This window comes from Calidifontibacillus oryziterrae, assembly GCF_000331575.1.
GTDB lineage: Bacteria > Bacillota > Bacilli > Bacillales > Bacillaceae_J > Calidifontibacillus_A > Calidifontibacillus_A oryziterrae.
On sequence record NZ_KB223527.1, the window covers coordinates 1,689,461 to 1,716,380 of the forward strand.

At 37.6% G+C, this 26,920-nt stretch carries 20 protein-coding genes; 5 read left to right on the forward strand and 15 right to left on the reverse strand.

Annotated features, from left to right (window positions below; genetic code table 11):
* Positions 1-58: 58 nt before the first annotated feature.
* On the reverse strand, positions 59-1,240 hold the full coding sequence (locus tag D612_RS0116665; RefSeq protein WP_017756639.1) for an acetyl-CoA C-acetyltransferase: 1,182 nt from the start codon (positions 1,238-1,240) through the stop codon (positions 59-61).
* A 684-nt stretch (positions 1,241-1,924) separates the two neighbouring features.
* Complete coding sequence (locus tag D612_RS0116675) at positions 1,925-4,048, reverse strand: (Fe-S)-binding protein (protein ID WP_017756641.1); 2,124 nt, start codon at positions 4,046-4,048, stop codon at positions 1,925-1,927.
* A gap of 452 nt (positions 4,049-4,500) precedes the next feature.
* On the opposite strand from D612_RS0116675, the gene cls reads away from it, so the two are divergent.
* Complete coding sequence (gene cls, locus D612_RS0116680; RefSeq protein WP_017756642.1) at positions 4,501-5,697, forward strand: cardiolipin synthase; 1,197 nt, start codon at positions 4,501-4,503, stop codon at positions 5,695-5,697.
* A 228-nt stretch (positions 5,698-5,925) separates the two neighbouring features.
* Here the strand turns inward: cls and D612_RS0116685 are convergent, their stop codons facing one another.
* The 8 genes from D612_RS0116685 to speE form a co-directional block, all read right to left on the reverse strand.
* Complete coding sequence (locus D612_RS0116685; RefSeq protein ID WP_017756643.1) at positions 5,926-6,084, reverse strand: XapX domain-containing protein; 159 nt, start codon at positions 6,082-6,084, stop codon at positions 5,926-5,928.
* A 318-nt stretch (positions 6,085-6,402) separates the two neighbouring features.
* Positions 6,403-8,079: an arginine--tRNA ligase gene (argS, locus tag D612_RS0116690; RefSeq protein ID WP_017756644.1), complete on the reverse strand. Its 1,677-nt coding sequence runs from the start codon at positions 8,077-8,079 to the stop codon at positions 6,403-6,405.
* A 197-nt stretch (positions 8,080-8,276) separates the two neighbouring features.
* On the reverse strand, positions 8,277-8,717 hold the full coding sequence (locus tag D612_RS0116695; RefSeq protein WP_017756645.1) for a DUF1934 domain-containing protein: 441 nt from the start codon (positions 8,715-8,717) through the stop codon (positions 8,277-8,279).
* 501 nt (positions 8,718-9,218) lie between these two features.
* Positions 9,219-11,264, reverse strand: a complete 2,046-nt coding sequence (locus D612_RS0116700) for a DUF6449 domain-containing protein (protein WP_017756646.1) — start codon at positions 11,262-11,264, stop codon at positions 9,219-9,221.
* The gene (locus D612_RS0116705; protein WP_017756647.1) at positions 11,239-12,141 is read right to left on the reverse strand and encodes an ABC transporter ATP-binding protein; all 903 of its coding nucleotides are present in this window, start codon (positions 12,139-12,141) and stop codon (positions 11,239-11,241) included. The genes D612_RS0116700 and D612_RS0116705 overlap by 26 nt, the downstream gene beginning before the upstream one ends.
* Positions 12,138-12,596 (reverse strand): GntR family transcriptional regulator, encoded by a 459-nt coding sequence (locus D612_RS18520; RefSeq protein WP_017756648.1) that lies wholly within the window; start codon positions 12,594-12,596, stop codon positions 12,138-12,140. The genes D612_RS0116705 and D612_RS18520 overlap by 4 nt, the downstream gene beginning before the upstream one ends.
* A gap of 446 nt (positions 12,597-13,042) precedes the next feature.
* A complete protein-coding gene (speB, locus tag D612_RS0116715; RefSeq protein ID WP_017756649.1) occupies positions 13,043-13,924 on the reverse strand; it encodes an agmatinase in 882 nt (293 codons plus the stop codon).
* A 143-nt stretch (positions 13,925-14,067) separates the two neighbouring features.
* A complete protein-coding gene (speE, locus tag D612_RS0116725) occupies positions 14,068-14,895 on the reverse strand; it encodes a spermidine synthase (RefSeq protein ID WP_017756651.1) in 828 nt (275 codons plus the stop codon).
* Between the two features lie 869 nt (positions 14,896-15,764).
* Between speE and D612_RS0116730 the strand changes: the two genes are divergently transcribed.
* Positions 15,765-17,849: a transglycosylase domain-containing protein gene (locus D612_RS0116730; protein ID WP_017756652.1), complete on the forward strand. Its 2,085-nt coding sequence runs from the start codon at positions 15,765-15,767 to the stop codon at positions 17,847-17,849.
* A 571-nt stretch (positions 17,850-18,420) separates the two neighbouring features.
* Here D612_RS0116730 and D612_RS0116735 read toward each other — a convergent pair.
* Positions 18,421-18,927 (reverse strand): YwhD family protein, encoded by a 507-nt coding sequence (locus D612_RS0116735; RefSeq protein WP_017756653.1) that lies wholly within the window; start codon positions 18,925-18,927, stop codon positions 18,421-18,423.
* 547 nt (positions 18,928-19,474) lie between these two features.
* Here D612_RS0116735 and D612_RS0116740 point away from each other — a divergent pair.
* Positions 19,475-19,660, forward strand: a complete 186-nt coding sequence (locus tag D612_RS0116740; RefSeq protein ID WP_017756654.1) for a 2-hydroxymuconate tautomerase — start codon at positions 19,475-19,477, stop codon at positions 19,658-19,660.
* 284 nt (positions 19,661-19,944) lie between these two features.
* Here D612_RS0116740 and D612_RS0116745 read toward each other — a convergent pair whose 3' ends face one another.
* The 3 genes from D612_RS0116745 to D612_RS0116765 form a co-directional block, all read right to left on the reverse strand.
* Positions 19,945-20,463 (reverse strand): YwgA family protein, encoded by a 519-nt coding sequence (locus D612_RS0116745; protein ID WP_017756655.1) that lies wholly within the window; start codon positions 20,461-20,463, stop codon positions 19,945-19,947.
* A gap of 190 nt (positions 20,464-20,653) precedes the next feature.
* Complete coding sequence (locus D612_RS0116755) at positions 20,654-21,949, reverse strand: HD domain-containing protein (protein WP_017756657.1); 1,296 nt, start codon at positions 21,947-21,949, stop codon at positions 20,654-20,656.
* 390 nt (positions 21,950-22,339) lie between these two features.
* Positions 22,340-22,564 carry a DUF1450 domain-containing protein gene (locus tag D612_RS0116765; RefSeq protein WP_017756659.1) on the reverse strand — a complete coding sequence of 75 codons (225 nt, stop codon included), beginning with the start codon at positions 22,562-22,564 and terminating at the stop codon, positions 22,340-22,342.
* 465 nt (positions 22,565-23,029) lie between these two features.
* Between D612_RS0116765 and D612_RS0116770 the strand changes: the two genes are divergently transcribed.
* Positions 23,030-23,713: an RsfA family transcriptional regulator gene (locus D612_RS0116770; protein WP_026092557.1), complete on the forward strand. Its 684-nt coding sequence runs from the start codon at positions 23,030-23,032 to the stop codon at positions 23,711-23,713.
* Positions 23,714-24,159: 446 nt separating this feature from the next.
* Positions 24,160-25,002 (forward strand): lipoate--protein ligase family protein, encoded by an 843-nt coding sequence (locus D612_RS0116775; protein WP_026092558.1) that lies wholly within the window; start codon positions 24,160-24,162, stop codon positions 25,000-25,002.
* 657 nt (positions 25,003-25,659) lie between these two features.
* On the opposite strand, the gene pta is transcribed toward D612_RS0116775, so the two are convergent.
* Positions 25,660-26,631, reverse strand: coding sequence for a phosphate acetyltransferase (gene pta / locus D612_RS0116780; RefSeq protein WP_017756662.1), 972 nt, complete (start codon positions 26,629-26,631; stop codon positions 25,660-25,662).
* Between the last annotated feature and the right edge of the window lie 289 nt (positions 26,632-26,920).

The window sequence follows — 26,920 nt, forward strand, 5'->3', positions numbered from 1 at the left end:
CTCCACCGGCCTTTTTCTGTCCGAATTCGTACCTAGTTCGGACTTCGATCTATTAACCCTATTTAACCTCTATCATGATGGCATCACCTTGACCGCCGCCACTGCATATTGCAGCAATTCCAAGACCTCCGCCACGACGTTTAAGTTCGTGGATCATTGTTAAAATAATTCTAGTACCACTGGCACCAATTGGATGACCAAGCGCTACGGCACCACCGTTTACATTCACTTTTCCAGGGTCTAACGAAGCAATTTGACCGCTTGCAAGTGCTACAGCTGCGAATGCTTCATTGATTTCAAAAATTGCGATATCATCAACCGTTTTGCCAGTTTTCTTTAATAATTCATTAATGACGATACCTGGTGTTTCTGGGAAGCGGTGTGCTTCGATTGCAATTGCTGCATGACCAACAATTGTTGCCATTATTTGTTTGCCTTCTTTATTTGCGCGCTCCTCAGACATTAACACAAGTGCACCTGCACCATCATTAACGCCTGGAGCATTACCTGCTGTAATCGTGCCATCAGCACCAAAAGCAGGAGCAAGCTTTGCCAATTTTTCTAACGATGTATCCGCACGTGGACCTTCATCAGTATCAACTACAACTGGGCTCCCTTTACGTTGCGGGACCTCGACTGGAACAATTTCATCTTTAAATTTACCTGCCTCAATTGCCGCGATTGCACGTTGATGACTACGATATGACCATTCATCCTGTTGCTCGCGTGTTAAGCCAAATTCAGCAGCTGTACTATTGCCATATGTGCCCATATGAACTCCTTTAAAAGTACAAGTTAATCCGTCATGGACCATTAAATCAACAAGCTTCGCATCACCCATACGAGCTCCCCAGCGAGCTTTCGGCATAAAGTAAGGGGCATTACTCATTGATTCCATTCCGCCCGCAACAACTACTTCTTGATCACCTAAGCGAATAATTTGATCGGCTAGTGTCACACTTCTTAAACCGGAAGCACATACTTTATTTATTGTTTCAGTTTGAACCTCCCACGGAAGACCAGCTTCACGTGCTGCTTGGCGTGATGGAATTTGACCTTGCCCCCCTTGCAAAACAGAGCCCATAATAAGTTCGCCAACTTCAGTACCATCAACGTTTGCACGTTTAAGTGCTTCCTTAATTGTTATCCCACCTAATTGCGATGCAGTTAATGAGCTTAATGCTCCACCAAATTTCCCAAATGGTGTTCTTGCACCACCAACAATTACAGTTTTTGTCATGCTATTATCCCCCTTTAGTTTTTCGGACTTTTTGCAATACAGATACTATCTTCTTTTTCACAAAGCACACAGATTCTAGTTGAGCTACTGTCATAAATATTTCATGAATTTGCTGAGATTTTTCTATAAATAATTCCTGAGAAGCCTTATTAAGGCTTCGTTTTTTCATGTGAAAATTCAACATTTCTTTGGTTTATCAAAAGTCTGCTGAATTCAACTTGTTTTACAGAAAACGTCGACCGAACGCTCGCTCAACCATTGAGCATTTTAGGAGGTGCACTTATAAAGCGCACCTTTTTAACTCCCAATTAAGCTCTGCACTATAGCCTACCTTTTTACCTACTCAATTAAGCTCTGCACTATAGCCTACCTTTTTACCTACTCAATTAAGCTCTGCACTATAGCCTACCTTTTTAACTCCCCAATTAAGCTCTGCACTATAGCGCACCATTATCCGCCAAATATGCACTAAAGCAACTACCAAATCAAGATATACACGGCGGTGAACATAAAAGGCGCACCACCCACGGGCATTTTAAGATTTTCACTAAAAGCACACCTAATGTAAATTCTATTATTAAACTCTTATTTTTATTCGATTTTTTTCTCTTTTTTCCTTCAAAAAGCTGTTATTAATAGTTTTATCAAATCAAAGGCTAGCTTCGAAGGAGTTATAATCTATTATTATACTGCTCTTTCTTCTGTAACTTCAGGCTGCTCTTCTCTCCTGTATATAGACATTTCTAATAGCTCTGCCACATCATATGTTTTAACCTTGTCTTCGACTTCCTTCGCTTTTGTTCCGTCTGTTAACATGGTTAAGCAGTATGGGCAGCCGCTTGAAATTACAGTTGGATTTACCTCTAATGCTTGCTCAGTTCTCTTTACATTAATACGGTCGCCAACCTTTTCTTCCATCCACATTAATCCACCACCGGCACCACAACACATACCATCTTGACGATTACGGGTCATTTCAACAAGCTTCACACCTGGTATCGCTTTTAAAATTTGACGAGGCTCTTCATAAACTTCATTGTAACGTCCTAAGTAACAAGAATCATGGAACGTTATTGTTTCATTGACTTCATACTTAGGCTTTAAGCGACCTTCAGCTACTAGCCTTGCTAAAACTTCTGTATGATGATAAACGTTTGCTTCTAATCCAAAATCAGCATATTCATTTTTCAGTGTATTGTAAGCATGTGGGTCGATTGTAACGATCTTTGTTGCCCCGCTTTTTTGAATTTCATCGATATTACCTTGGGCTAGCTCTTGGAATAAAAACTCGTTTCCTAAGCGGCGAGGTGTATCGCCTGAGTTCTTTTCCTTATTCCCTAAAATGGCAAACTTTACGCCAGCCTCATTCAGTAGCTTCGCAAATGATAACGCAATTTTTTGACTGCGATTATCATATGAACCCATTGAGCCTACCCAGAATAAGTATTCAAATTCTTCATCAGCTTTCTTCATTTCTTTTACTGTTTTTACCTCAACATCTTCGCGAAGCTCGCGCCAGTTTTCACGCTCTTTGCGGCTGATTCCCCATGGGTTGCCTTGACGTTCGATATTTTGAATTGCCCGCTGGGCATCACTGTCCAATTTCCCCTCAGTAAGAACAAGATAACGGCGAAGATCAATGATTTTTTCAACATGTTCATTCAGTACAGGGCATTGGTCCTCACAGTTACGGCATGTTGTACAAGCCCAAATTTCTTCTTCAGTAATGACATCCCCGATTAAACTTTTATTATAATCAAGTGCTGCAGCTGACTCGCTTTTGCTTTGTGCAGCAGATTGCATTGCCAATTGATTGCCAACTGTATTTGCAAATGCAAAGGTCGGAACCCATGGTGCGCGTGATGTAATCACGGCTCCTTTTTCTGTTAAGTGGTCACGCATTTTCATAATTAAATCCATTGGCGATAGCATCTTACCAGTCCCTGATGCAGGACACATGCTTGTACAACGCCCACATTCCACACATGCATAAAAATCAATCATTTGATACTGTGTAAAATCTTCAATTTTCCCAACACCAAACGATTCTTGACTTTCATCTTCAAAATCAATTGGGCGCAGCTTTCCAGGTGCATCTAAACGATTGAAGAAGACATTTAACGGTCCGGCAATTAAGTGGGCATGCTTTGATTGTGGTACGTATACAAGGAATGTTAGTAACACAATTAAATGAATCCACCAAGAAAAATAAAAAATCGTTGCGGCAATAGGCTTACTAAGGCCGGCAAAAATTGTTGCAATAAAGCCTGCAACCGGTTCACTTACGGATGGTTCATGACCTTGCCATATGAGGTCCATTCCATTACCAAGTAATACTGAAATCATTAAAGTTCCGATAAAAATAAGGACTAGGCCGGCTTTTAAGCCGCGTTTAAGACGAGCAAGCTTTTCAATATAGCGACGATAAAATGCCGATATAACTGCTACTAAGATTACTAACGTTACGATTTCTTGGAAAAATGTAAAAGCTGGATAAAGCGGACCTAGTGGCAAGTGTGCTCCCGGTGCTAATCCTTTTACAATAAAGTCAATTGCTCCAAATTGAACAAGTAAAAAACCGTAAAACATCATAACATGAATAAGTCCACTTTTCTTGTCCTTTAAGAGCTTCTTTTGTCCGAACACCATGACCCAAATTTTATCAAAGCGTTCTTTAAACTTACGGTCAAACTCTACTTTTTTCCCTAACTTAATATATTCATATCTAGTTCTAACAAGATAAGAAAATAAATAAATTCCGTAAGCAGTTACTAGTAAAAATGCAATCCAATTTAAAACTAACAGCATTAAAGTTTCCCCTTTCCTCTCGGTGTTCTTCCGTTGGTAAATGAATAATAATGTTTGTGCTCGCCCTTAGCCTTTGTACTCGTAGTAGCCAACTTTGCCAGACTTTCGGAATTTAAATGCGAAAGTCGATGACTTAGCACTACTTTGTAGTATCCAGTTGCCCCTATTTATTGGCATATTACTTGTTTTTTTAAAATTATTTTTAAAGAATTAATTTTCAGAAATTATTATAACATATATCTATTATGAATGAGCATTCAGTCGACTACTTTTTAAAAAAAATTTTTTCTTAATAACCTTTAATATGGGTCATACTACATAGTACGATAAGTTTTTATCATTGAAACCTACTAATTTTTTTGCTGCTATTTTGCGTTGGGCTTCGAAAAAATATTTTGCCTGTTGGTTGTCAGAAATGAAATGGAGCTATGAAAAAACAAGGAGTTCGATTCATGACTATATTTTTATTAGTTTTTCTATTGTTTATCGGATGGCTTTTTATTGATTTTCGTTTAGGTCGAAAAAAACACTTACAAACAGCATCTAAAAGGCTTTATCCAAATAGAAACGGAAAATGGATGTTATTTGGTGATGGGCAAGAGCTTTATAGGAGCTATTTTCAGGATATATCAGATGCTAAGCACCATATTCATATTCTTTTTTACATTGTTAAAAATGATAATGTTGGTCATGAATTTTTCAGTTTGTTAAAAAGGAAAGCTCGCCACGGTGTAAAAGTTCGTTTATTATTAGATCGGATTGGAAGCAGAAATATCTCAAAGAAAGAAATTACTGAGCTTCAGAATTGCGGAATAGAATTTGCATTTAGTAATCGGCCTGTGTTCCCTTTCTTTTTTTATAGCTTAAATTATCGGAACCATCGCAAAGTTACTGTCATTGATGGAAAAATTGGTTATTTCGGTGGCTTTAATATTGGTAAGGAATATTTAGGGCAAGATCCACAGCTTGGATATTGGAGAGATTATCATTTAAAGCTTTATGGAGACGGAGTTCAGGATTTGCAGACTGAATTTCATTTGGATTGGAAACGTGCAACAGGTAAATATGTACCGAATGATTATCGCTATTTCCCAAGTCTTATAAAAGGGTCGTTACCATTGCGCTTTATTCCGACTGATGGCGCGTTTATTAAGGAATTCTTGCTAGAGTTAATTCAAAACGCCAAATCGGAAATTATAATTGGAACACCTTATTTTATTCCAGGAAGTGAAATTCTTACTGAAATTTTGAATGCTAGTTACCGAGGGGTGAGCGTTACTGTATTAGTCCCACTTAAGGCTGATCACGCTTTCGTTAGAGAAGCTTCCTTCCCTTATTTTAAAAAGCTCCTTGCGGCAGGCTGTAATATTTACCGTTACACACACGGGTTTTATCATGGCAAAATTGTTTTAATTGATAATGAACTATGTGATTTTGGGACAGCTAATTTTGATAAGCGGAGCTTTTTTATTAATGATGAGCTTAATTGCCTTATTACCGATCCGCAATTTATTTCCAAAATTCAGGAGGAATTTAAGAAGGATTTATATATGCATTCTGAAAAGCTTACTATTTCTGCTTATAATAAACGTCCTTGGCTCCAGCGTAGCAAAGAGGCCTTTTCATCGTTTATCTCAGATTTGTTATAAAAGCATTATAAATCGAAACTCTTGACTACCTTATAAATAAATGAAAGTGCGGTTAAACATTGATTATTTTCAGGGTTGAACTAATAAATAACGGCAAACCGCACAAAATTGATTCTGCACATCCAATAATTAATTTAGATTATCTCGACAACTTGGATGCCGTTAAAATCGTGCGGTTCGGTTTGTCTCGTACAGGCTAGCGAACTTACTAGCAACTTACTAGCGAACTCATTGAAATAGTATTTGAAACAATTTAAAGCCCAAATAAATTCCAACTATACCTACAATACCTGCCAATGCTGGCGGGGCAGGTATCGGTAATCTAAGAAAAGCAAATAAAAAGCCAACAATTGCACCTGTTACTAAGGATAGTAATACTTCCTTCAAATTTTCCAACTCCTTTACATATCCTTATCGTTTCATCCTACATTGTATTTTAATCATTTTTCTTAATTAGCTTTCACGTTTAAAAGAAGTTTGTATCCCGAAAATTGTAGGATCATACAGCAATTCAGCAGACACACATGAAAAAATCCCTAGTCGAGAGGCTAGGGTTTTGTTTTCGTTTCCATTTTTTTCCGGGGTCAGGAACCTCTGTGGACACCACCCTGGACACCACCCTGGCACCGTCCCTGGCTACTGCCCTGGACACGTGCCAGGCTCCGCCCCGGGACGAGCCAGGAACCCAATTAAGGAACCCAATTATTACATTTTTTCTGGTGCGGAGACACCGACTAAGTCTAGGGCATTTTTTAATGTGATTTGCACTGCTTTGACTAAAGCTAAACGTGCTTTTGATTTTTCAGGCTCTTCTAAGTTAATTACTTTTTCAGCATTATAGAAGCTGTGAAGAGCAGATGACAATTCATAAATATAGTTCGTAATTCGGTGCGGCATTCGTTTTTCTGCTGCTTCAGCCACAGCCTCTGGAAATTCCCCGAGCTTTTTCAATAAATCAATTTCTTTTTCGGCTGAGATTTGCGATAAATCCACCTTCGTCGCATCTCCGAAGGAAAGGTTTTGTTCTTCTCCTTGACGAAGCATGCTGCAAATGCGGGCATGTGCATATTGGGCATAGTAAACTGGATTTTCGTTGGATTTTGACACTGCTAAATCCATGTCAAAGTCAAGATGGCTATCCGCACTCCGCATTGCAAAGAAATAGCGCATCGCATCAATTCCAACTTCTTCCATCAATTCGCGCAATGTAACAGCTTTTCCTGTCCGCTTGCTCATTTTCATCTTTTCACCGTTTTGGAAGAGGTTCACCATTTGAATGATTTCCACCTCGAGTGTATCCGCATCATAGCCAAGTGCTTGAATCGCAGCCTTCATTCTTGGGATATAACCATGATGGTCGGCACCCCAAATATTGATTAGCTTTTCAAAGCCGCGAATTAATTTATCCTGATGATACGCAATATCAGGTGTTAGGTACGTGTATGACCCGTCGTTTTTGATAAGTACGCGGTCTTTATCATCGCCGTATTTAGTTGATCGGAACCATGTTGCACCGTCTTCTTCAAAAAGTTCGCCTTTGCTGCGAAGTGCTTCTAGAGCAACATCAATTTTGCCATTTTCATATAAAGAGGTTTCTGAGAACCAGTTATCAAATTCAACTCGGAATTGCTTCAAATCATCACGAAGCTTAGCAAGCTCGAATTTTAAGCCATATTCCCGGAAATAGTTATAACGCTCTTGTTGGTCTTTTTCTAACAATGAATCGCCTGCTTCGTCGGCAAGCTTTTTCCCTATTTCAATAATATCCGCACCATGATAGCCATCCTCTGGCATTGGTGCATCTTGGCCAAGTGCTTGCTTGTAGCGTGCTTCAACAGAAAGTGCGAGATTGTGAATTTGATTGCCTGCATCATTTATATAATATTCGCGGGCAACATCATAGCCTGCTTTGGCAAGGATGTTGCATAAAGAATCACCAACTGCTGCACCGCGTGCATGTCCTAAATGAAGGTCGCCAGTTGGGTTAGCTGAAACAAACTCTACTTGAATTTTCAGACCATTGCCTGTATTGGTTTGACCGTAATTTTGACCAGCTTGTAAAATTGTCGGAATTAGGTTTGTTAAGTAACTGTTATTCATGTAAAAGTTAATGAAACCCGGACCGGCAATTTCAATTTTTTCGATTGATGCCTTTGTTTTGTCAAAATGGTTAACTAGTTCTTCCGCAATAACACGCGGCGGCTTTTTCGCAACTCGCGCAAGCTGCATTGCCATATTTGTAGCATAATCGCCGTGAGCCTTCTCCTTAGGTAGCTCTAAAACAACTTCAGGCAACTCTTCCTCCGAAGCTAATCCCGCTTTCATAACTGCTACTTTGATTTCCTCTTTTATACGATCCTTTACTTGTTCAACGATGTTCACCGTCGACTCCTCCTTACTTATGTAACTGCTACACAGGCTTTATTACTTTCATTTTTGAACATATTACATTGATGTTTGTATTGTCTGTAAATTAGAAATAACTCTATACTTTCTGTTTTCAATGACAAAATGGTTGATGCAAATTACGTTTTTTTGCGGAAGACCACTGTGTTTTGTCTTTTAATTAAATATGTATTTTATATCTCTTTTATCATAAAAATTAAGCGATGCCGACCTACTGCTTCTCCTTGCATATGTAATTGATATGCGAGGGTCAGCCTTCCTTTCTGCGAGTTTGTCCTATAGACATACTCCATATTCTCCGTCTTCGTGAGCATTTCTAATGAACCATATGGGCCATGATATGTACTTATTGTTGTTTGACCTGTTCGATATGTATGGTTCATTGATATTCCACCTGAACGAATAATCGTTAATTCATCCCTCTTGATTTTAACAGTTGTTGATACCTTTCCGATACCCTCCATCATTTCCTTGTAGGATATGTACGTTGCTCCTTCCTTACCATACAACGTACCATCAGCTTCCATTGTTAGCATTTCTTTTCGACTGCCATCACGGATTTCCGTTACCAGCTTTAATCGAATTGGCCTTTTACTTGGCTCATTTTCTTGCATTTAGACACGCCCTCTAACTCTAATTGAAGCTTAAAACTTCGATAAAATATTGAATGTATTACGTTTTTCTTTCGTAATCAACTTTGTTCAATTGTATCTTATAACTTAACTATTATATAGATTGTCAACATTGTTATCAAGTGGAGTAACCTATTTGTAATGGTGATAATTTGGTCCTTCGACTTATTTTCTGGAAAAGAACAAAAGCTATAGGCGCCCTGATTAGCGACGTATAAACTAAGAGCGCATCGACTGAGATAAAGGAAACACGTCGAGGGACGAGTCGATGTTGACTTATCGCAAAAAAGATGAGCGAAGTTTACTAGTCGCTGGGAGCTGGAGCTGGGCGACTACTCTCTGTGCTATAGTATTTATCCACAGGATCAAATTTTATAATTTACTAAACAATAAAAAAGCCAGCCTAGTATCTACTAAACTGGCACAGAACTATTATCGACTGTAGCTCGAGTCGAATAACGTAAGCTCCAAGACTACTAAAATTTAATTAAAATGTTGTTCAACAAATGGTGGCGGCGTTTGTAAGCCTTGAATTACAGGATCTTCTTCGTCTTTAAAGTAGATTGCAATTACATATTGCTTGTTGGAAGTTCCCCATGTTGTTTGCCACAAGCACTCCTCAAGTTGTTCCGGTTCGACGATTTTTAGCCCGTTTTCGTTCGTTACAAAGAATTGAGTTGCTTCCTCGATCATTTTATGCGGTGGAGTATCCTCAAGATATTGATCGTTTTCAACGACGATCGCATAGTCAATGTCTTCAGGAACAACTCTTGCCTGTGCGATTAATTCGTTTTCCTGCATCCAGCGATCAAATGCATAGTACGATTTTTTCCACGGCACGTGCACCCATTGATTATTTTCTAGTAATAACTCTATTTCCGCCCATTTTTCACGGTCATCAAACATATCTTCGTACGTTTCTTCAAGCATTGCTTCCTTGAGCGCTACCATCATTTCATCAATTTCTGTCTGATCTAACGTTTCGTATGATTTTGAAACTCGGCTATGTGCCGAAATTTTTATTTTATCTACTGATATATTTTTGTTTAAGCGCAGGAATTCATTATTAGAATTTTTATATTCATGAGATTCATAAATAGGTTTTAAGTATTCCTTATAAGCTTCATGCGTAATTTCATATTGGCGTATGATTGTCGAGCCGTTCTTTAATTCATAGCCAATGCCGATGGTCCAATAATAATGGTTGTTATTATGAAGCTCTTTTTTATCTTCAATTACTTGCTGATGGAGCTTTAGGATTGAATTAATATTTTCGGCATCAACAAAAAAGTAACGATCCGTTTCCTCAAATGTATTGACAATTTCTGATCCTGTATACGGATCAACTCCAATTGTAACATTATCATCACGGTGATTTTTCTCATTAAACCAGTGTATGCCGTCACCAAAATAGGCTCTTTCAATATCAGTAGCTACTGGCATTTTTTTCTCATATCCTGTAATATCTGCATTTAATAAAATGCCAAATACAGCGACGATAACGCCGTAAACAACATACCATTTTAAGCTGCGAAATACACGCCATGTTTTTTGCAACACCATTTCGGCAATAACATAGCCAATGACCGAACCAAAGAAGTAACCAAATAATAGCCAGCCATAATCGCCTTGCTGTGTTTCGGCAAAATACACCCCACCTAATAGCATTGAACAAAATGTCACACCATATTTAAAAATAGGCTTTAAATAACGAAAAGCAATTGCTTGTGTTGCGCCTTCAATATGACGTTTGTTATAGGCGAAGAGGCCCAAAACGTAAAACACAACAGTCAAAAGTAAATATATTGTTATTTCCTTTCCAGATAAGGCTTCACTATAACGGAGTTCGACCATTCTAATGATCGGTGATAGTAAATATACACTTCTATCAAAGAAATAATCATAGGCAAATCCAAAAATAAAATACTTCATATTAAAATAAAGCAAAACCATAATCCCTGCAGGGAAAATTAGAAAAATATACGTTAGTACAGCTTGCACAGCTGATATTCCCGAAACCGTTCCAATTAGTGCTGTCAATGCAAACACAAAAACATTCATCATAATTGTAATCCCAGCCCAATAGGCAATGTCACTTACTTGGAAGTAGCCGCTGCCCAGTTCTAACACACCATGGACGATTCCAGTAATAAGAGCTGTTATTACGACCGGAACCACGAGAAGTAGCAAGCCAATCAGCAAATGATGATGGAAAATCGAACTACGTTTAACTGGCAAACTATGAATAAAATCGGCTGAAACTTTTACTTGCATATATCGAAAAAGAACAACACCAAGTAAAACCGGCACGGTAAACATTAGTAAAACTTGAACCTCTTGTAACACTTGAAAAAGGTTATGTGATGACTCTACCGCATGGTATGGAATTGAATCTGTTTCGTACATCATGATGATTTGTAACGGTAAAGCAAACAGCAATGCAATTTGATAAATAATGCCGATCCAACCGACTGTGCGCAAATCTTGCATGAAAATGCCACGTTTAAGCCATGATACTTTCGATTGCATAACCGACATCCCCCATTTCGTAAATAAAAATTTCTTCAAGTGTTAAAGGTAGCAAATCAAATAATACCGGATGGAACGCTGCAATTTTTTCTGAAACAGCCGTTTCATTCCCTCTTACAATACATAAAAGGACACTTCCCCGTGTTTCTTGGTAAAGAACATCTAAGTCTTGTAAAAACTTCTCAGGTATCGCCCCTGATTTAAACGCCACTTGAATTTTATGAATATCAGATTTTAGATCATCTAAGTCTCTTTCGATCATCATTTCTCCGTGATGTAAAATTCCGATGTGATCACAAATGTCTTCAACCTCACGTAAATTGTGCGACGAAATGAGAACTGTCATGTCACGGTCGGCAACATCTTGGACGAGAAGGTTTTTTATTTTTTGCCGCATCACAGCATCTAAGCCATCTATTGGTTCATCCATGATTAGCACATCTGGCATCGTTGAAAACGTAAGCCAAAAAGCAACCTGACGCTGCATCCCTTTTGATAAGCGGTGTATTTTTTTACTTGGATCAATCGGAAAAACTTCCGCTAATCTTTCGTACCTTTGTTCGTTCCATGTTGGATAAATGCTACGGTAGTAATCAGCCATTTGTTTAATCGTATATTGTGAGAAAAAGTAAAGCGTATCCGGGAGAAAAATAAGCCGTTGTTTGATCGCTGTATTTTCAAAAACCGGTTCGTTGTCAATGCGGATTTCTCCGCTATCTTGCTTATATATCCCCGCTAGGATTTTAAGTAATGTTGTTTTGCCCGCCCCATTGGAGCCAAGCAAGCCGTAAATTGATCCTTTTTTAATATGTAAACTGACGTTTTTGACTGCTTCCAAATCTTCAAAGGCTTTGCGAACATTTTTAATAGCAATCATTCTTCTCGCCTCCCTTTTACAGACTTTTCAGCGTCATCAGACTTCACATGATCCCCTTGATCCACATGATCTCCAAGATCTCCATGATCCTCGGATTTCTCTGCTTCTTCTATAAGTGAAATTATTTCTTCTTTTTTCACGCCAAGAAAAATGGCTTCTGAAATTAGCTTTGATAATTCTTGCTTCATCTTCTTCACCTTTTCCCCCTTGTTAATTTCTGACGGCGGTGCGACAAAGCTCCCTTTGCCTGGTACGGAATAAATATAGCCTTGATGCTCAAGCTCGCGATATGCCTTCTGTATCGTGTTCGGATTAACGGTTAGTTCCTTCGCGATTTGACGTACAGACGGCAGCTGCTCATCAGCCTTCAAAACTTCATTGATAATGAGGTTCTTAAAGTTTTCAACAAGCTGCTCATAAATCGGAATGCGACTACGAATATCTAATTGGAACATGTCAGCGTGTGCCTCCTCTCGCTTAGTAGTATTACTTTATCGAATAGTATTGAATAGTGCGTTGTATTATTCGTTGTATTATTCGTTGTATTATTCGTTGTATTATTCGTTGTATTACGCGTTCTAACTGTATTATATATCATAGTACAGTGTTGTCAATGTTTTGTTTCCATTTTTTGCCGGGGTCAGGAACCTCTATGGACACCTCTATGGCTACCTCTATGTACACCGCCCTGGCACCTTTTGTAAAAAAATAACGCTTGAGGAACTGTTCAGTAAGCCTCAAACGTTAGTTTTTTTCTAGACTATAATCGTGATTACACACGTCGTTAACCTTCCATCTTCCATAATGAAAAAACCAACTCATTTGGTAAACTCCAAACGAATCGGTTTTGTATCACTTATTTTTGTATTTGTGTTTTCTAAGAAAATTTCGCTTTGCTACTTTAGCTTCTTTTTTGCACCCAGCCGAGAATCATTTCACGGAGCATTTTACTTGCAGTATTTGCTGTTTGTTCAGATGGATCATAAATTGGCGCAACCTCCACTAAATCCGCTCCAACTACTTTTACATCCGATTTTGCAATCTCATGAATGGAAGCAAGAAGTTCTCGAGATGTAATTCCGCCAGCATCCACTGTACCCGTACCAGGGGCAAAAGCAGGATCTAACACATCGATATCAATCGTCACGTAAACAGGTCGCCCAGATAATTTCGGTAAAATCTCCTTCAGCGGTTCAAGTACCTCGAATTTTGCTATATACATACCAACATCCTGCGCCCACTGAAATTCCTCTTTCATTCCAGAGCGAATACCGAATGAATAGACATTCTTTGGTCCGATCAATTCCGCTGCTTTTCGAATAGGTGTGGAATGTGATAGCGGCTCGCCTTCATAATGCTCCCGAAGATCTGTATGTGCATCCATATGTAGAATAGCTAAATCTGGGTATTTTTTATACATAGCTTTAATAACCGGCCATGTTACTAAATGCTCTCCACCCATTCCAAGGGGAAATTTATCCGCTGTTAAAATTCGGTCAACAAATTCTTCTATCATTTCAATACTTCTTTGTGGATTCCCAAATGGTAACGGAATATCACCTGCATCGAAATATTTTACCTCTTCTAGTTCACGATCAAGATAGGCACTATATTCCTCTAAACCTATCGATACTTCACGAATTCGGGCTGGACCAAAACGTGAACCAGGACGGTAACTAACTGTCCAGTCCATTGGCATTCCATAAAGGACCGCTTCACTTTCTTCAAAGTTTGGATGGCTCTTTATAAAAACATTACCTGAATAGGCTTCATCAAATCTCATAAAATATGTACCTCCTAAACTAAAGTATAAATTTGAATCTGAACTGATGCCAAAGGGCATTGGCAAACGAAGGTGCCAGGGTGGTGTCCATAGCAGTATCCACAGTGGTGTCCATAGAGGTTCCTGACCCCTCCATAATTTGGTTATTTTGTTAAATTTTCTACAAAGCGAGGCAATACGAATGCGGCTTTGTGGAGTTCTTTTGTATAATATTTTGTTTGAATATTATGGAAACGACTCTCTTCAACAGCTAACGGATCATACTGTTTTGAACCAATTGTAAAAGTCCATAGTCCGCTTGGATATGTGGGTACGTTTGCAATATAAAGTTTCACAATTGGGAAAATCTCTTTGACATCGCGTTGGACATCACGTATTAAGTCGGCCTTAAACCAAGGATTATCTGTTTGAGCTACAAATAAGCCGTCATCTTTCAATGCTTTTGAAATTCCAGCATAGAAGCCTTTTGTAAATAAGTTAACCGCTGGACCCACAGGCTCAGTCGAATCAACCATTATAACATCGTACTTATTTTGACTTTCAGCAATGTGCATAAAGCCATCGCCTACTATCACCTCGACCCGTGGATTGTCAAGCTCACCTGCTATTTCAGGTAAAAACTTCTTTGAATACTCTATTACTTTACCATCTATTTCTACAAGAGTTGCCTTTTTTACAGTAGGATGTTTCAACACCTCACGGATAACACCGCCATCACCGCCACCTACAACGAGAACTTGTTCTGGATGTCGATGTGTGAATAACGGTACATGCGCGACCATTTCATGATAAACAAATTCATCCTTTTTGGTTGTCATGACCATGCCATCTAATACGAGCATGTTACCAAACTCTTCTGTTTCAATCATGTCTAGCTTTTGAAACTCCGTTTGCTCTGTATGTAAAGTTTGTTTAATCTTTGCTGTAATTCCGAAGCTTTCTGTCTGTTTTTCTGTGAACCATAAATCCATGTCCACTTCAATCCTTTCTAGTAATTTTTAGTTAGTAAGAAGCTTTTATTTTTATTTAGAAAACAATTTTTTCTATTTTTTAATGTCCCCAATACCTCTGATAAAAACCACAAAAGCTTCGCTAAAAATATAGAAAGTAACAAGTAAAGAGTATAGTTGAATCTAACAAAAAAGCAAGAAATTTTTTCTAAAGGACTCAGTTGGTGTTTATTTTTTGTAAAACATTCCAATACTATCTAATAAAAAAAATCAATTATATGATTTGAAATGAAAATTCACATTAAAAAATTGCAGGATTAGTCGCTGAAATAAGAATTTGCTTCTGGAAATTGCAAAGGTAGTGCCCAAATATAAATTTCCTTCTAAAAATCACAGTGTTAGTTCCCAATATTGGAATTTGCTTCTGAAAATTTCAGGGTTAGTTCCCAATATTGGAATTTGCTTCTGAAAATTTCAGGGTTAGTTCCCAATATTGGAATTTGCTTCTGAAAATTGCAGGGTTAGTTCCTAAAATACAAATTTGCACCTGAAAACCACAAGGTTAGTGCCTAATATTGGAATTTGTTTCTAAAAATTACAGGATTAGTGCCTAATATTGGAATTTGTTTCTGAAAATTGCAGGGGCAGTATCTGAAATAAAAAATTTTTTCTACTATAACACGGTTAGTGAACGACTCTAGTAAATTTATTGTCCTGCTACAAGGATTTATTGTCTGGAAACCAACATTTATTGTCCAATTACGAGGATTTATTGTCTGAGAAACAATATTTATTGTCCTACTGACATTTTTAACCAAAAATCCAACAGCAAAAGATCAACAATCAATAAAATATTACCCAACTTAAAAACTGAAAGGGGGGAAGCCAATTTGGAGCTCATAAGAGAAGAAACACTGGAAAAAACTCGAAAATGGTTTCGTGCTTTTTTTGTGATCGGTATTATACTATTAATCTTATTTATTATCGGAATTATTAGCCTTGTTTCATACGGATTAATTAAAGGACCGCCGCCTTTAGCTGTCCCGCAAACTACGATATACTACGCGAATGATGGCAACACGATTATTGGGGAAAGCGTTCATAACGGTGAAAACCGTTATTGGGTTTCATTAAATGAAATATCTCCTGAAGCAATTAAAGCAACAATTGCGATTGAGGACCGGAATTTTTTCGACCATTACGGTTTTGATTTGAAGCGGATTGTTGCTGCTGCCCTTGCTGATCTTAAAGCAATGGCTAAGGTTCAAGGAGCCAGTACCATTACGCAGCAATATGCTCGAAATTTATTTCTAGAGCATGATAAAACATGGAAACGAAAAATACAGGAAGCACTTTACACTGTTCGACTTGAAACGAATTACAGTAAGGATGAGATTTTAGAAGGGTATTTGAATACTATTTACTATGGAAATGGTGCTTATGGTATTGAAGCTGCTGCCAATTATTATTTTAACAAGCATGCCAGCGAATTATCCTTAGCTGAAGCGGCCATGTTAGCCGGCATACCGAAAGCTCCAAGCTATTATTCTCCTTTTGCTGATGAAAAAAAAGCCACCGTACGGCAGCAAATTGTTTTGCAATCGATGGTTACAAATGAATTTATAACTAGTGCGGATGCGCAAAAAGCGCAAGAAATAGCGCTACAATACAATAACCAAGGTCGAAGAATTACTCAACAACAAGTGGCACCATATTTTCAAGATGCTGTAAAGCAAGCCTTGCGAGAAGTAGTAAAGCTTGATGAACGTACAATAGAGCTCGGTGGTTTACGCGTCTATACAACATTAGATACTGAAATTCAGGAAAAAGCAGAACAACATATTAATGCAATTATTGATCCTAATTCAAAAATTCAAGTATCATTGCTATCACTAGAACCATCAACTGGAAAAGTGCGCGCACTTGTGGGTGGGCGAAATTATCTGGAAAGTCCATTTAATCGGGTTACGCAAGCGGAACGTATGCCTGGTTCAACTTTTAAGCCATTCCTTTACTATACTGCTTTAGAAAATGGGTTTACCCCATCGACAATTATGCGTAGTGAACCGATGAGTTTTTCGTATGACGAAGGACGGGCAGTATATCAGCCTGATAATTTTAACAATTATTATGCAAACGACTTTATTACAATGACGCAGGCCCTTGCGTTATCCGATAACATTTATGCAGTCAAAACCCATATGTTTCTCGGAGTCGAAAAGCTTGTAGATGCTGCAAAAAACCTTGGCATTACGAGCGAATTATTGCCTGTCCCGTCACTAGCTTTAGGTACTTCTTCGGTTAAAATGATTGATATGGTAAAAGCTTATGGTACCATTGCCAATTACGGCGCACAAGTTACTCCTGTTTTTATTGAAAAAGTAGTTGATCATACTGGTCAGGTTATTTATAGCCATCAATGGGAAACGAAACAAATCCTTGATCCTGCACTCTCCTTTGTAACTGCACACATGATGACAGGGATGTTTGATTTGCGGCTAAATGATTATACATCGGTAACTGGACGAGCAATTGCAAATCTACTTACTCGTCCTTATTCGGGAAAATCTGGAACAACACAAACAGATAGCTGGATGATTGGGTTTAATCCTCAGCTTGTGACAGGTGTTTGGACAGGTTATGACCGTGATGAAACCATTGATAAAGTTTCCGAAAGATCTTATGCGAAGCGAATTTGGGCAAGCTTTATGGAGGATGCATTGAAGGATAAACCAATTGTTACGTTTACACCACCAAAAGACGTTATTGCTAGGACTGTAGATCCAAAAACCGGTTTATTGGCTACTAGTGATTGCCCGGCGGCACGTTTAACTTATTTTTCGAAAGGAACAGAGCCAACTGAATTCTGCTCTATTCACTTACCAAATATAGAGGAACACCAGCATGACACTGAACAAAAGGAGAAAGGTGAAAAATACCCAGGTTGGTTTAGTAAATGGCTCAAATGGTGGTAATGATTTTGTAGTCGTGATTTTGTAGTCGTGATTTTGTAGTGGTAATTTTGTAGTCGTAATTTTGTAGTCGTGATTTTGTAGTCGTGATTTTGTAGTGGTGATTTTGGGTAGTGATTTTGCTGTAGTGATTTTACTGCAATGATTTTACGAAAATGATTTTACGAAAATGATTTTACGAAAATGATTTTATAGTAATGATTATGTACTACTATTAGCTCTATATATGCTACGGCTTCCAAAGACTGTATTTTTATTTTCCCTATTTTTTTGATGACAGGAGTATGCGGGAGTATTGTTATTTGGATACTTATCGCTTCTATGTAACTACGATGTAACTACGATGTAACTACGATGAAAGTCGAAAACCCAAGCGGTCCTTTACTAACAAGGATGCTTGGGTTTTCTATGTCCTAGTCTATGTGTGTGTTTAGACCATAAAAATAGTTTACTTTTTTCATTTCAAAAGCTCAAGGTTTTCACATAATGTTCACAGATTTTTCAAAATATGTCATTTTTTTAAAAATTTTCAGATAAAACCTATTGCAATTATTATTTTCCCAATTTTAAGAGCTTATTCAAGTCTTAATGCATCTTTCAGCTCAATAGCTGAATTGTCCCACATTTCGTGGTTGTAGCTCTGTAAATATTGTCGTAAAACTTTTTTTGATTCCTCATCCATAATATCAACTATGACTCGACCTTTAATTGATTTATCCATATTATTAACGTGTTGTGGCATTGATTTATAGCCACGTTTTGCCTCAGAGTCTATGAATAACTCACATGCGCCTAAGCCGTGATAATACGGACCCTTCTCATTCCGATGCACGGTGACCCAAACAACCCAATATACTTTACCATTTGGAACACCTTCACGGTTTGGGATCATCTTGATTCCCTTTTCAACGGCACTACGGGCGTGTAATGCCCCCATATCAATAAACGCCTCTTGTTTTTCAGAATCTATAATTACAGGTGTTACGTTATTTAAACTTATTGCGCCAACACCGTATCCGCCATGTCCAGAAGTTGAGTCATCTTTAATAATATTAAAGCCCATGCTTTTCTTTTTTTCCATTTATTTTCGCTCCTTTTCTATTTTTCGCTTTAAGCTTCCCTGTTTATGCGCTCGTGGTAAAATCGATCATACAATCATTTATAACTTAGTGTTCTGTGGAAAAAATTTGTTAGTTTAATAAATTCTGCATTTTACAAATTAAGATGATTATATGTTTATATTTTTTGCTAATTATTAGCTTCGTCTTCATCTTCATTGTACTAATTGGTTCCATTGTTCGTTTAACTATTTTTGCTAATTACAAATTGTATCTTCATCTGCATTTTACTAATTAGGTCCATAGTGTTAGGTCCATAGTGAGCTTAAATATCTCAAGCTTTATTTTTCCCATATTTTGTATGGCCGAAACTAATTACCCTTATTTTAGCATAATTATCCTTTCTGCTTCAGCAAAGACATCTTGTAAATTCCAACATATTTATTGGAAAACTGTGCGCGAGGCTTAACATTTAATCAGATCGCAAATTTTGCAGGAATTTTTCCAGAAAACAACGAAATGATATGAATAGGTTTACAAAACTAACTAGCGGAGAAGGAGCGAGTCAATATGCCATATGTCACAATTAAAATGTTAGAAGGTCGTTCAAATGAGCAAAAAAAAGCTTTAGCGGAAAAAGTAACGGCAGTTGTAGCAGAAACTACCGGCGCACCACTTGATCGAATTCATGTCATGATTGAGGATATGCCAAAAACAAATCATGCAATAGGCGGAAAACTCTCAAGTGAGCAATAGCATTGGAGCAAAGGCTATTAAAAGTCACACAAGAACTAAAGCGCAAGTGCCCTGTTAGCGACGTAAAAATAAGAGCGCATCGACTGAGATAAAGGAAACACGTAGAGGGACGAGTCAATGTTGACTTATCGCAAAAGAGATGAGCGAAGTTTACTAGTTGCTGGGCGCTTGCGCTGGACACTACTCTCTGTGCTATAGTATTGATCCACAGGATCAAATTTTATAATTTCCTAAAAACAATAAAAAAAATCAGAATCCTTGGTTCTGATTTAAATGGCTAGGGCTTATACAGTCCTAGCCATTAATGTATGTTCACGAAGCTCATTTATATAGCTATAAGCTTGTTCTATTTCATCGATTGTGTAGCGCTGTTTGCTTTTTAAAGTAAATACTTTTTCAATCACTTGATCTTTTGGAATATCTTCAAAATAAAGAATTGTCGAGACAAGCTCTAAAAACCTTGAGCTTTGTTTATTCATATTTTTCACTAACGGCTCTAAGTAAGGTATATTCTGTTGGAAGTGCCGTAAAAATTGCTTCCCTTCCTCTGTTAATGAATAGCGATAATGAACATAACCGCCCTTTTTTTCTTTACTCTCGCCTAAAAACCCATTGTTTTCAAGCTCCTCTACCCGTAACGTGAGTTCCTCAGAATATGGGCCAAAATAGTGAAAATTAAATTTTTCATTAAACGGAAACTGTAGCTTTTTCGCAATGAATACCATCTTTTGAAGTTTTTTCCGTCCAACAATTTCTCCTGCACATGCAAACATCTGCATTAGCTTCGCGTGATCCTGTAACACTTTTAGGTCACTCCTATCCATGTTCAATATCTCTTTATATTTGTCATAACATCTCAATATCTGAGTTTTGTGGGGATCAAGGTCACCCTTTAATTCTCGTTTGGCCTACTTTTTCTGGTTTGCGGCAATCATTGCACCTTTTAAATCCCCATTCAACCTACTTTTCTCAACAGTGTCGTGTCGATTCCTTCTAGCCATGCAATATCTCTTTAATCCTTTTTTTAACATCACTATTGTCCGGAAGGTCTTCAATTAAATCAAGCGGATAGTAAAGCTTATGATCTGTTCTTTTTTTACCAGAAATAGACTCAACAATCTCAGATTCTCTTGATAACTCTCGTAACTCTCCATTCGACATTAATAAATATATAGGAATCCGTTCTCCCTCTTCACCGGGCCTATAAAAATCATATGGTAAATCGGATGATGAATCGACCTCTAAATAATAATTTGTGTCGATTCCAGCTTTTTGAAAAAGATTTATTAATTCCACTAATTGCAGGTAGCTTGTATTTGGATTGAATTCTATATATTTAAACAGTTTGCGATTAATAAAACGAGTACATAAGTCTCGTAGGATTGAATCCTTCTCATTCATCCAAGCCTGAAAATAATACATCATTACGGATTCATCCAATGACAAGTAATCTTTTAGGCTAACATCACTTTTAAATAACGAAAAAAAGTGTGTAGGTTGTTGCGCAAATTCATAACCAGCCTCATAAATTTCCTTTGCACGGTGAAGAATTTTTGAAAGAATAACCTCAGCACTTCTTGTAACTGGATGAAAATATACTTGCCAATACATTTGGTAGCGGCTCATAATATAATCTTCAACCGCGTGCATCCCACTTTTCTTAATAACGACCTGATCTTCGGTCGGTCGCATCACTCGAAGAATACGTTCCATATCAAAATGGCCATAGCTGACACCTGTATAAAATGCATCACGTTGCAAATAATCCATCCGGTCGGCATCAATTTGGCTAGAAATCAAGCTGACTACGAGTTTATTTTCATATGTTTTTGCAATTACTTCGGCAACCTTTTTCGGAAAATCCTCACTTACACGGCGCAATACCTTATTAATTTCCGTATCGCCAACAATAATGGCTCTTGTCCACTCTTCATGGTCAAGCTTAAAAACCTTTTCAAATGAATGAGAAAAAGGCCCATGACCGACATCGTGCAATAGCGCAGCTGAAAGTGAAAGCAAACGTTCGTTATTATCCCAATGCTCCCTGCCTTGGAAATTTTCAATAATTCTGCGTATTACCTCGTATACCCCAAGAGAATGGTTAAAACGGCTATGTTCCGCACCATGAAATGTAAAAAATGACGTACCAAGCTGACGAATTCGCCGCAGCCTTTGAAATTCTGCTGTTCCTATGAGGTCCCATATTAATCTATCCCGTACATGCACGTAGCGATGCACCGGGTCTTTAAAAACCTTCTCTTCCTCCAGCTGTTCATTTATGTAGGTCATGAAAGGTCCTCCTTTCATCCTTCACTATATTTTACTATCTTAATTTGGTTATTGTTTTTTTAGATGTTAGTTTAATTCAGTAACCATTTTATATAGATAAATTGGTGTTCTTCTACTATAAACAGGAATGATACCATAAGTCATAAGTATAATAGGCATCTTCATTTAACACTTTAGATAAGCCATTTTCACTAAGCCACTTTTTTAACTTTGGGGAATTTTGTATGTTTATTGTAATTATTGTTCTTTGTTTTGTCTTTGTGTCCTTCTAAATTATACATCCGAACATCGCAACAAAAAACAAATTTTTTGGGTGCCAGGGCGGTGTCCATAGAGGTAGCCATAGACGGTGCCACCAAGGTTCCTGACCCCGGCAAAATTTGGTAATCGTTACTTGAGTTTCTTTTCTAATTTCTCAATAAGCTCGTCCTCTGACGGCGCTGATATAGGACGATTATTTAGAAAGGCGAATGATTTTTTGCGGCCAGGCCCACAATATGATTGACAGCCAATAACAATGGTTGCGTCTGGATCTAGCTTTTTTAACCTTGGTACTAATGTCTTTATATTTGTAGCTTGGCAATCATCACATATCCGAAACTCATTCTTCGCCATAACGCCCACCTGCCTTCCAATCCATGACTAATTATAAGAAAGGTATTTAACCGTATTTTCACATTACTAAAGTAACCTCACATGCTCCCTCGCCTCTTCACCAACAAACTAACGGTGTAATGAAGTTTCTTTCGTACTGGCTTGAAGCTAACCTATCAGTCCATTTATATAACGGTATTTACAACCTCAAATTTCACTTTATCACTTCCGCCTATTTGTATCAACAGAAGATGACAAGCAAGGTGCCAGGGCGGTATCCATAGCGGTGTCCATAGCGGTAGCCATAGAGGGTGCCACCAAGGTTCCTGACCCCGGTAATATTTGGAAATTGGTGCTATCCTCTATCACACTCTTATTTTATGTATAAATAATTTCGTTCTTGGTCATCCTGTTAGTAACAGAAATTTTATATTTCATTCTACTTTATTACTAGAAAAATAACTAAGGAGTGTAAAAAGCATGAGCATGATTCAAAGACAAGATGCATGGTCTGAAGAGGATGATCTATTGTTAGCGGAAACCGTGCTCCGTCATATTCGTGAAGGGAGCACGCAACTTAATGCATTTGAGGAGGTAGGTGATAAACTCAACCGCACTTCAGCTGCCTGTGGTTTCCGTTGGAACGCAGTTGTTAGACAGGATTACATAAAAGCTATTGATTTAGCAAAAAAACAACGGAAACAACGACAAAGGGCATTAGGGCAAAAAACAAAACCATTATACACACCGCCAGTCCCAACGTTAACGTTTGAGGCAGGTGAGGAATTTATTGTTCAAAAAGATAATCCTAATCAAGAAAACACTCACCCTGTGCGGTCGACTATAAAAAATCAAAGTGGTTCTCTAACAATTGACGACGTTATCCAGTTTTTAAGAAGCTTTGGAATGAATAATCAAGAGTCGACTAGTGTTCAATTCGAAAATGATAGATTGAAAAAGGAGAACAAAGAGTTAAGTGAGGAAATCGAGGCTCTTAAAAAGAAGGTTGAGCAAACCGAAAAAGAATATGAGCTTGTTCAAGAGGATTATCAGGCACTGATTAAAATTATGGATAGAGCTCGTAAGTTAGTTTTATTTGAGGATGAGGAAAAACCGTCAAATACATTTAAAATGGATAAAAACGGTAACTTGGAGCGAATCGCAAAATAAATAAATTCGTTCAATCTAGTTTTTAGTTTAAATTTTCGGATTTTTGGACAAAATTAGTTACAAAATTAGTTGCTAAATATAATATGATATTCATTCGTTCGAGCAACGTGCAAACGAGATTTGGACACAATACAATATATTATATTGTTTGAACTACGAGTTTTTTGGAATTGAACTTCCAGCTATCAGCATATACAAACTCATAGTTCATGTAAACTAGCGATATAAAAAAATAGCGAAGCCTATTCGTGCGCTTCGCTTTTTCTATTTAATCATTAAAGTAATCAAAAGCATTATCACGATTATCGAGCATGCCCTATACCTATTTTTTAAAAATCTACTCCTGCAGACGCCTATTTTCTACTCATGCTATAATTATTAAAATTATTATAAAAAATCCCAAAACTTTATTCACACTAACATAATAGGAATGGAGATAAACAATGATGGTTTCCGCAAGTTCACTATTACAACAAAAGGTTTGGCGGTATATTGATCATTCAAAGGTTGGCCTAACTTTTAGTGCTTTACAGTCGTTTGCATATGATGATACGTTTTGCGCCTCGGTTGGAGGCGGGGAATCAGATCCAATTTTTCGGTCATGGGTTCATGCGCCAACCATTGTTTTAGGAATTCAAGATGGGAAGCTTCCATTTCTACAAGAAGGTATCGCTTTTCTAAAAGAACATAACTATGAAATCATTATTCGAAATTCGGGCGGTCTTGCTGTTGTACTTGATGAAGGCATTTTAAACCTTTCCTTAATTCTTCCAGAAGGAAAGGGAATTGATATCAACAGTGGCTACCAGGCAATGTGGAATTTAATTCAACTAATGCTAGCAAGGTACCGAGTTCCAATCGAAGCAAAAGAAATAATTGGCTCTTATTGTCCTGGAAGCTTTGATTTAAGTATTAACAATCAAAAATTTGCGGGTATCTCACAACGAAGACTTCGCAACGGTGTTGCCGTGCAAATTTATATATGTGTAACAGGTAGTGGAAGTAAACGCGCGGAGTATATTCGAGAGTTTTATAATATATCATTACAAAACGAACATACTAAAATGGTTTATCCAAAGATTGTCCCAAGCACGATGGCTTCTTTGGCAGAGCTACTCAATGTGAATCTCTCAATCAGTGAAGTAATAACATTAGTATTGGATGCGTTAAAGAAGCTAGGATCATTAATCATCCCTACTGAGAAATTAACTGAAAATGAACAAGCTCTTTTCACATTCAATTATAATCGTATTCTAAAGCGAAACCATGTCATTCATTCTAATAAATAAAAGGAAGTAACACTTAATTCTTTCTTAAATGCACCATTTTGCTGACGAACATAGCCTGTATTTATAAAAACAGACCAAATGCAAAAAGAAAAATCGAATACACCTTCAATAACTTCCTAAATGACCAGCTAAATCGTATGATAAAACATGGCTGATATTTATTAAAGGACATAGGATCCGTTATTCTCCGCATAAAAGCTTATTAGCTGATTTAGTGGACACACGTTCCGTTATTCGATTGTGTAGGAGTCTTTTTCTTATGATTTTTGGCAAATAACGGATCTGTTGTCCGCAAAAATTACTTTTACTATAGGTTTTTGTAAAATAACGGATCTGTTGTCCATATGACAATCATTCACTATTATTTTGAGCATTTTTAGTTTTTTTATGCCTTTTCTTACAACGCTTGTATTTTAAAGCTAAGCATCCAACCGAATAGTAAGTCCTTTTTTTGCGGAATCTTACGACAGTTGCATCTTTAAACGCTAAGCATCCGACCTAATTGTTAGTGCCTCTTTTTGCATTACTTTACAACAGTTAAATCTTTAACGCTAAGTATCGAACCGAATAGTTTATCCTTCTTTTTGCATTACCTTACAACATTTAAATCTTTAACGCTAAGTATCCAACCTAAATCGTTAGTATTTTCCCACTTTTTTACAATGCTTGCAACGCTGTTATTAATGCAAGATTATAAACATCATCCGTATTGCAGCCGCGTGATAAATCATTAACTGGTCGATTTAAGCCTTGGAGAATAGGTCCTACTGCTGCAAATCCCCCTAAGCGTTGTGTGATTTTATATCCAATATTTCCAGCATCCAAATTTGGAAATACAAATACTCTCGCATTGCCCTGAATTACGGAATCTGGTGCCTTTTTCTCGGCAACAGTTGGTACGAACGCTGCATCAAATTGAAACTCTCCGTCAATTACTAAATCCGGATATTGTTGTTTTGCAATTTTTACTGCCTCAGCAACCTTTTCCGTTTCAGGTGTATCTGCTGATCCTTTAGTCGAAAAACTTAACATGGCTACTCGCGGTTCAATGTCAAATAACTTTGCTGACTCTGCACTAACCTTTGCAATTTCTGCTAAATCCTGACTATCTGGCGCAACGTTAATCGCACAGTCAGCAAAAATATATTTTTCATTCCCTCGAGTCATAACAAACATCCCCGATGTTTTTCGGATACCCGATTTTGTTTTAATTATTTGGAGCGCAGGTCTAACGGTATCTGCAGTTGAATGGATTGCACCACTTACTAAACCATCAGCTTTTTTTGCATAGACAAGCATAGTCCCAAAGTAATTTTCATCCTTAATAATTTTTCTCGCATCATCTTCAGTTGCTTTTCCTTTGCGGCGCTCCACAAAAGCAGACACAAGCAAATCTTGCTCATCGTATGTTTCCGGATCATACACCTCAACGTCGTCTAACGATACGTTTAGCAATCGAGCTCTAGCTTCAACTTCTTTTCGATTCCCAATCACAATCGGATTTACAACATTGTCCTTTACTAAACGGCTAACTGCCGTTAAAATTCGTTCGTCTGTTCCTTCGGGAAACACAATTGACTTTTTTGCTGACTTTACCTTCTCTTTAATACTAGAAAAAAGTTCATTCACAGTTGTCGACCTCCTAGTTGTGTTTCAACTCAAAATTCTTGATGATTTATTTTTCCCTGAAACTAAGCAAAAAAATCCCTTGTTGGTCTACTCATAACTAAAAAGTCATGAGATTTCTGCAATAAAGAAGCAACCTTAATATACTGCGTATTAAAGAAATAAACTCGATGGTGATTTCCCACAGGAGCAACTGTAATAAACTCCGTATTAAAGATTAAACTCGATGGTGACATCCCACAGGAGCAACTGTAATAAACTCCGTATTAAAGATTAAACTCGATGGTGACAT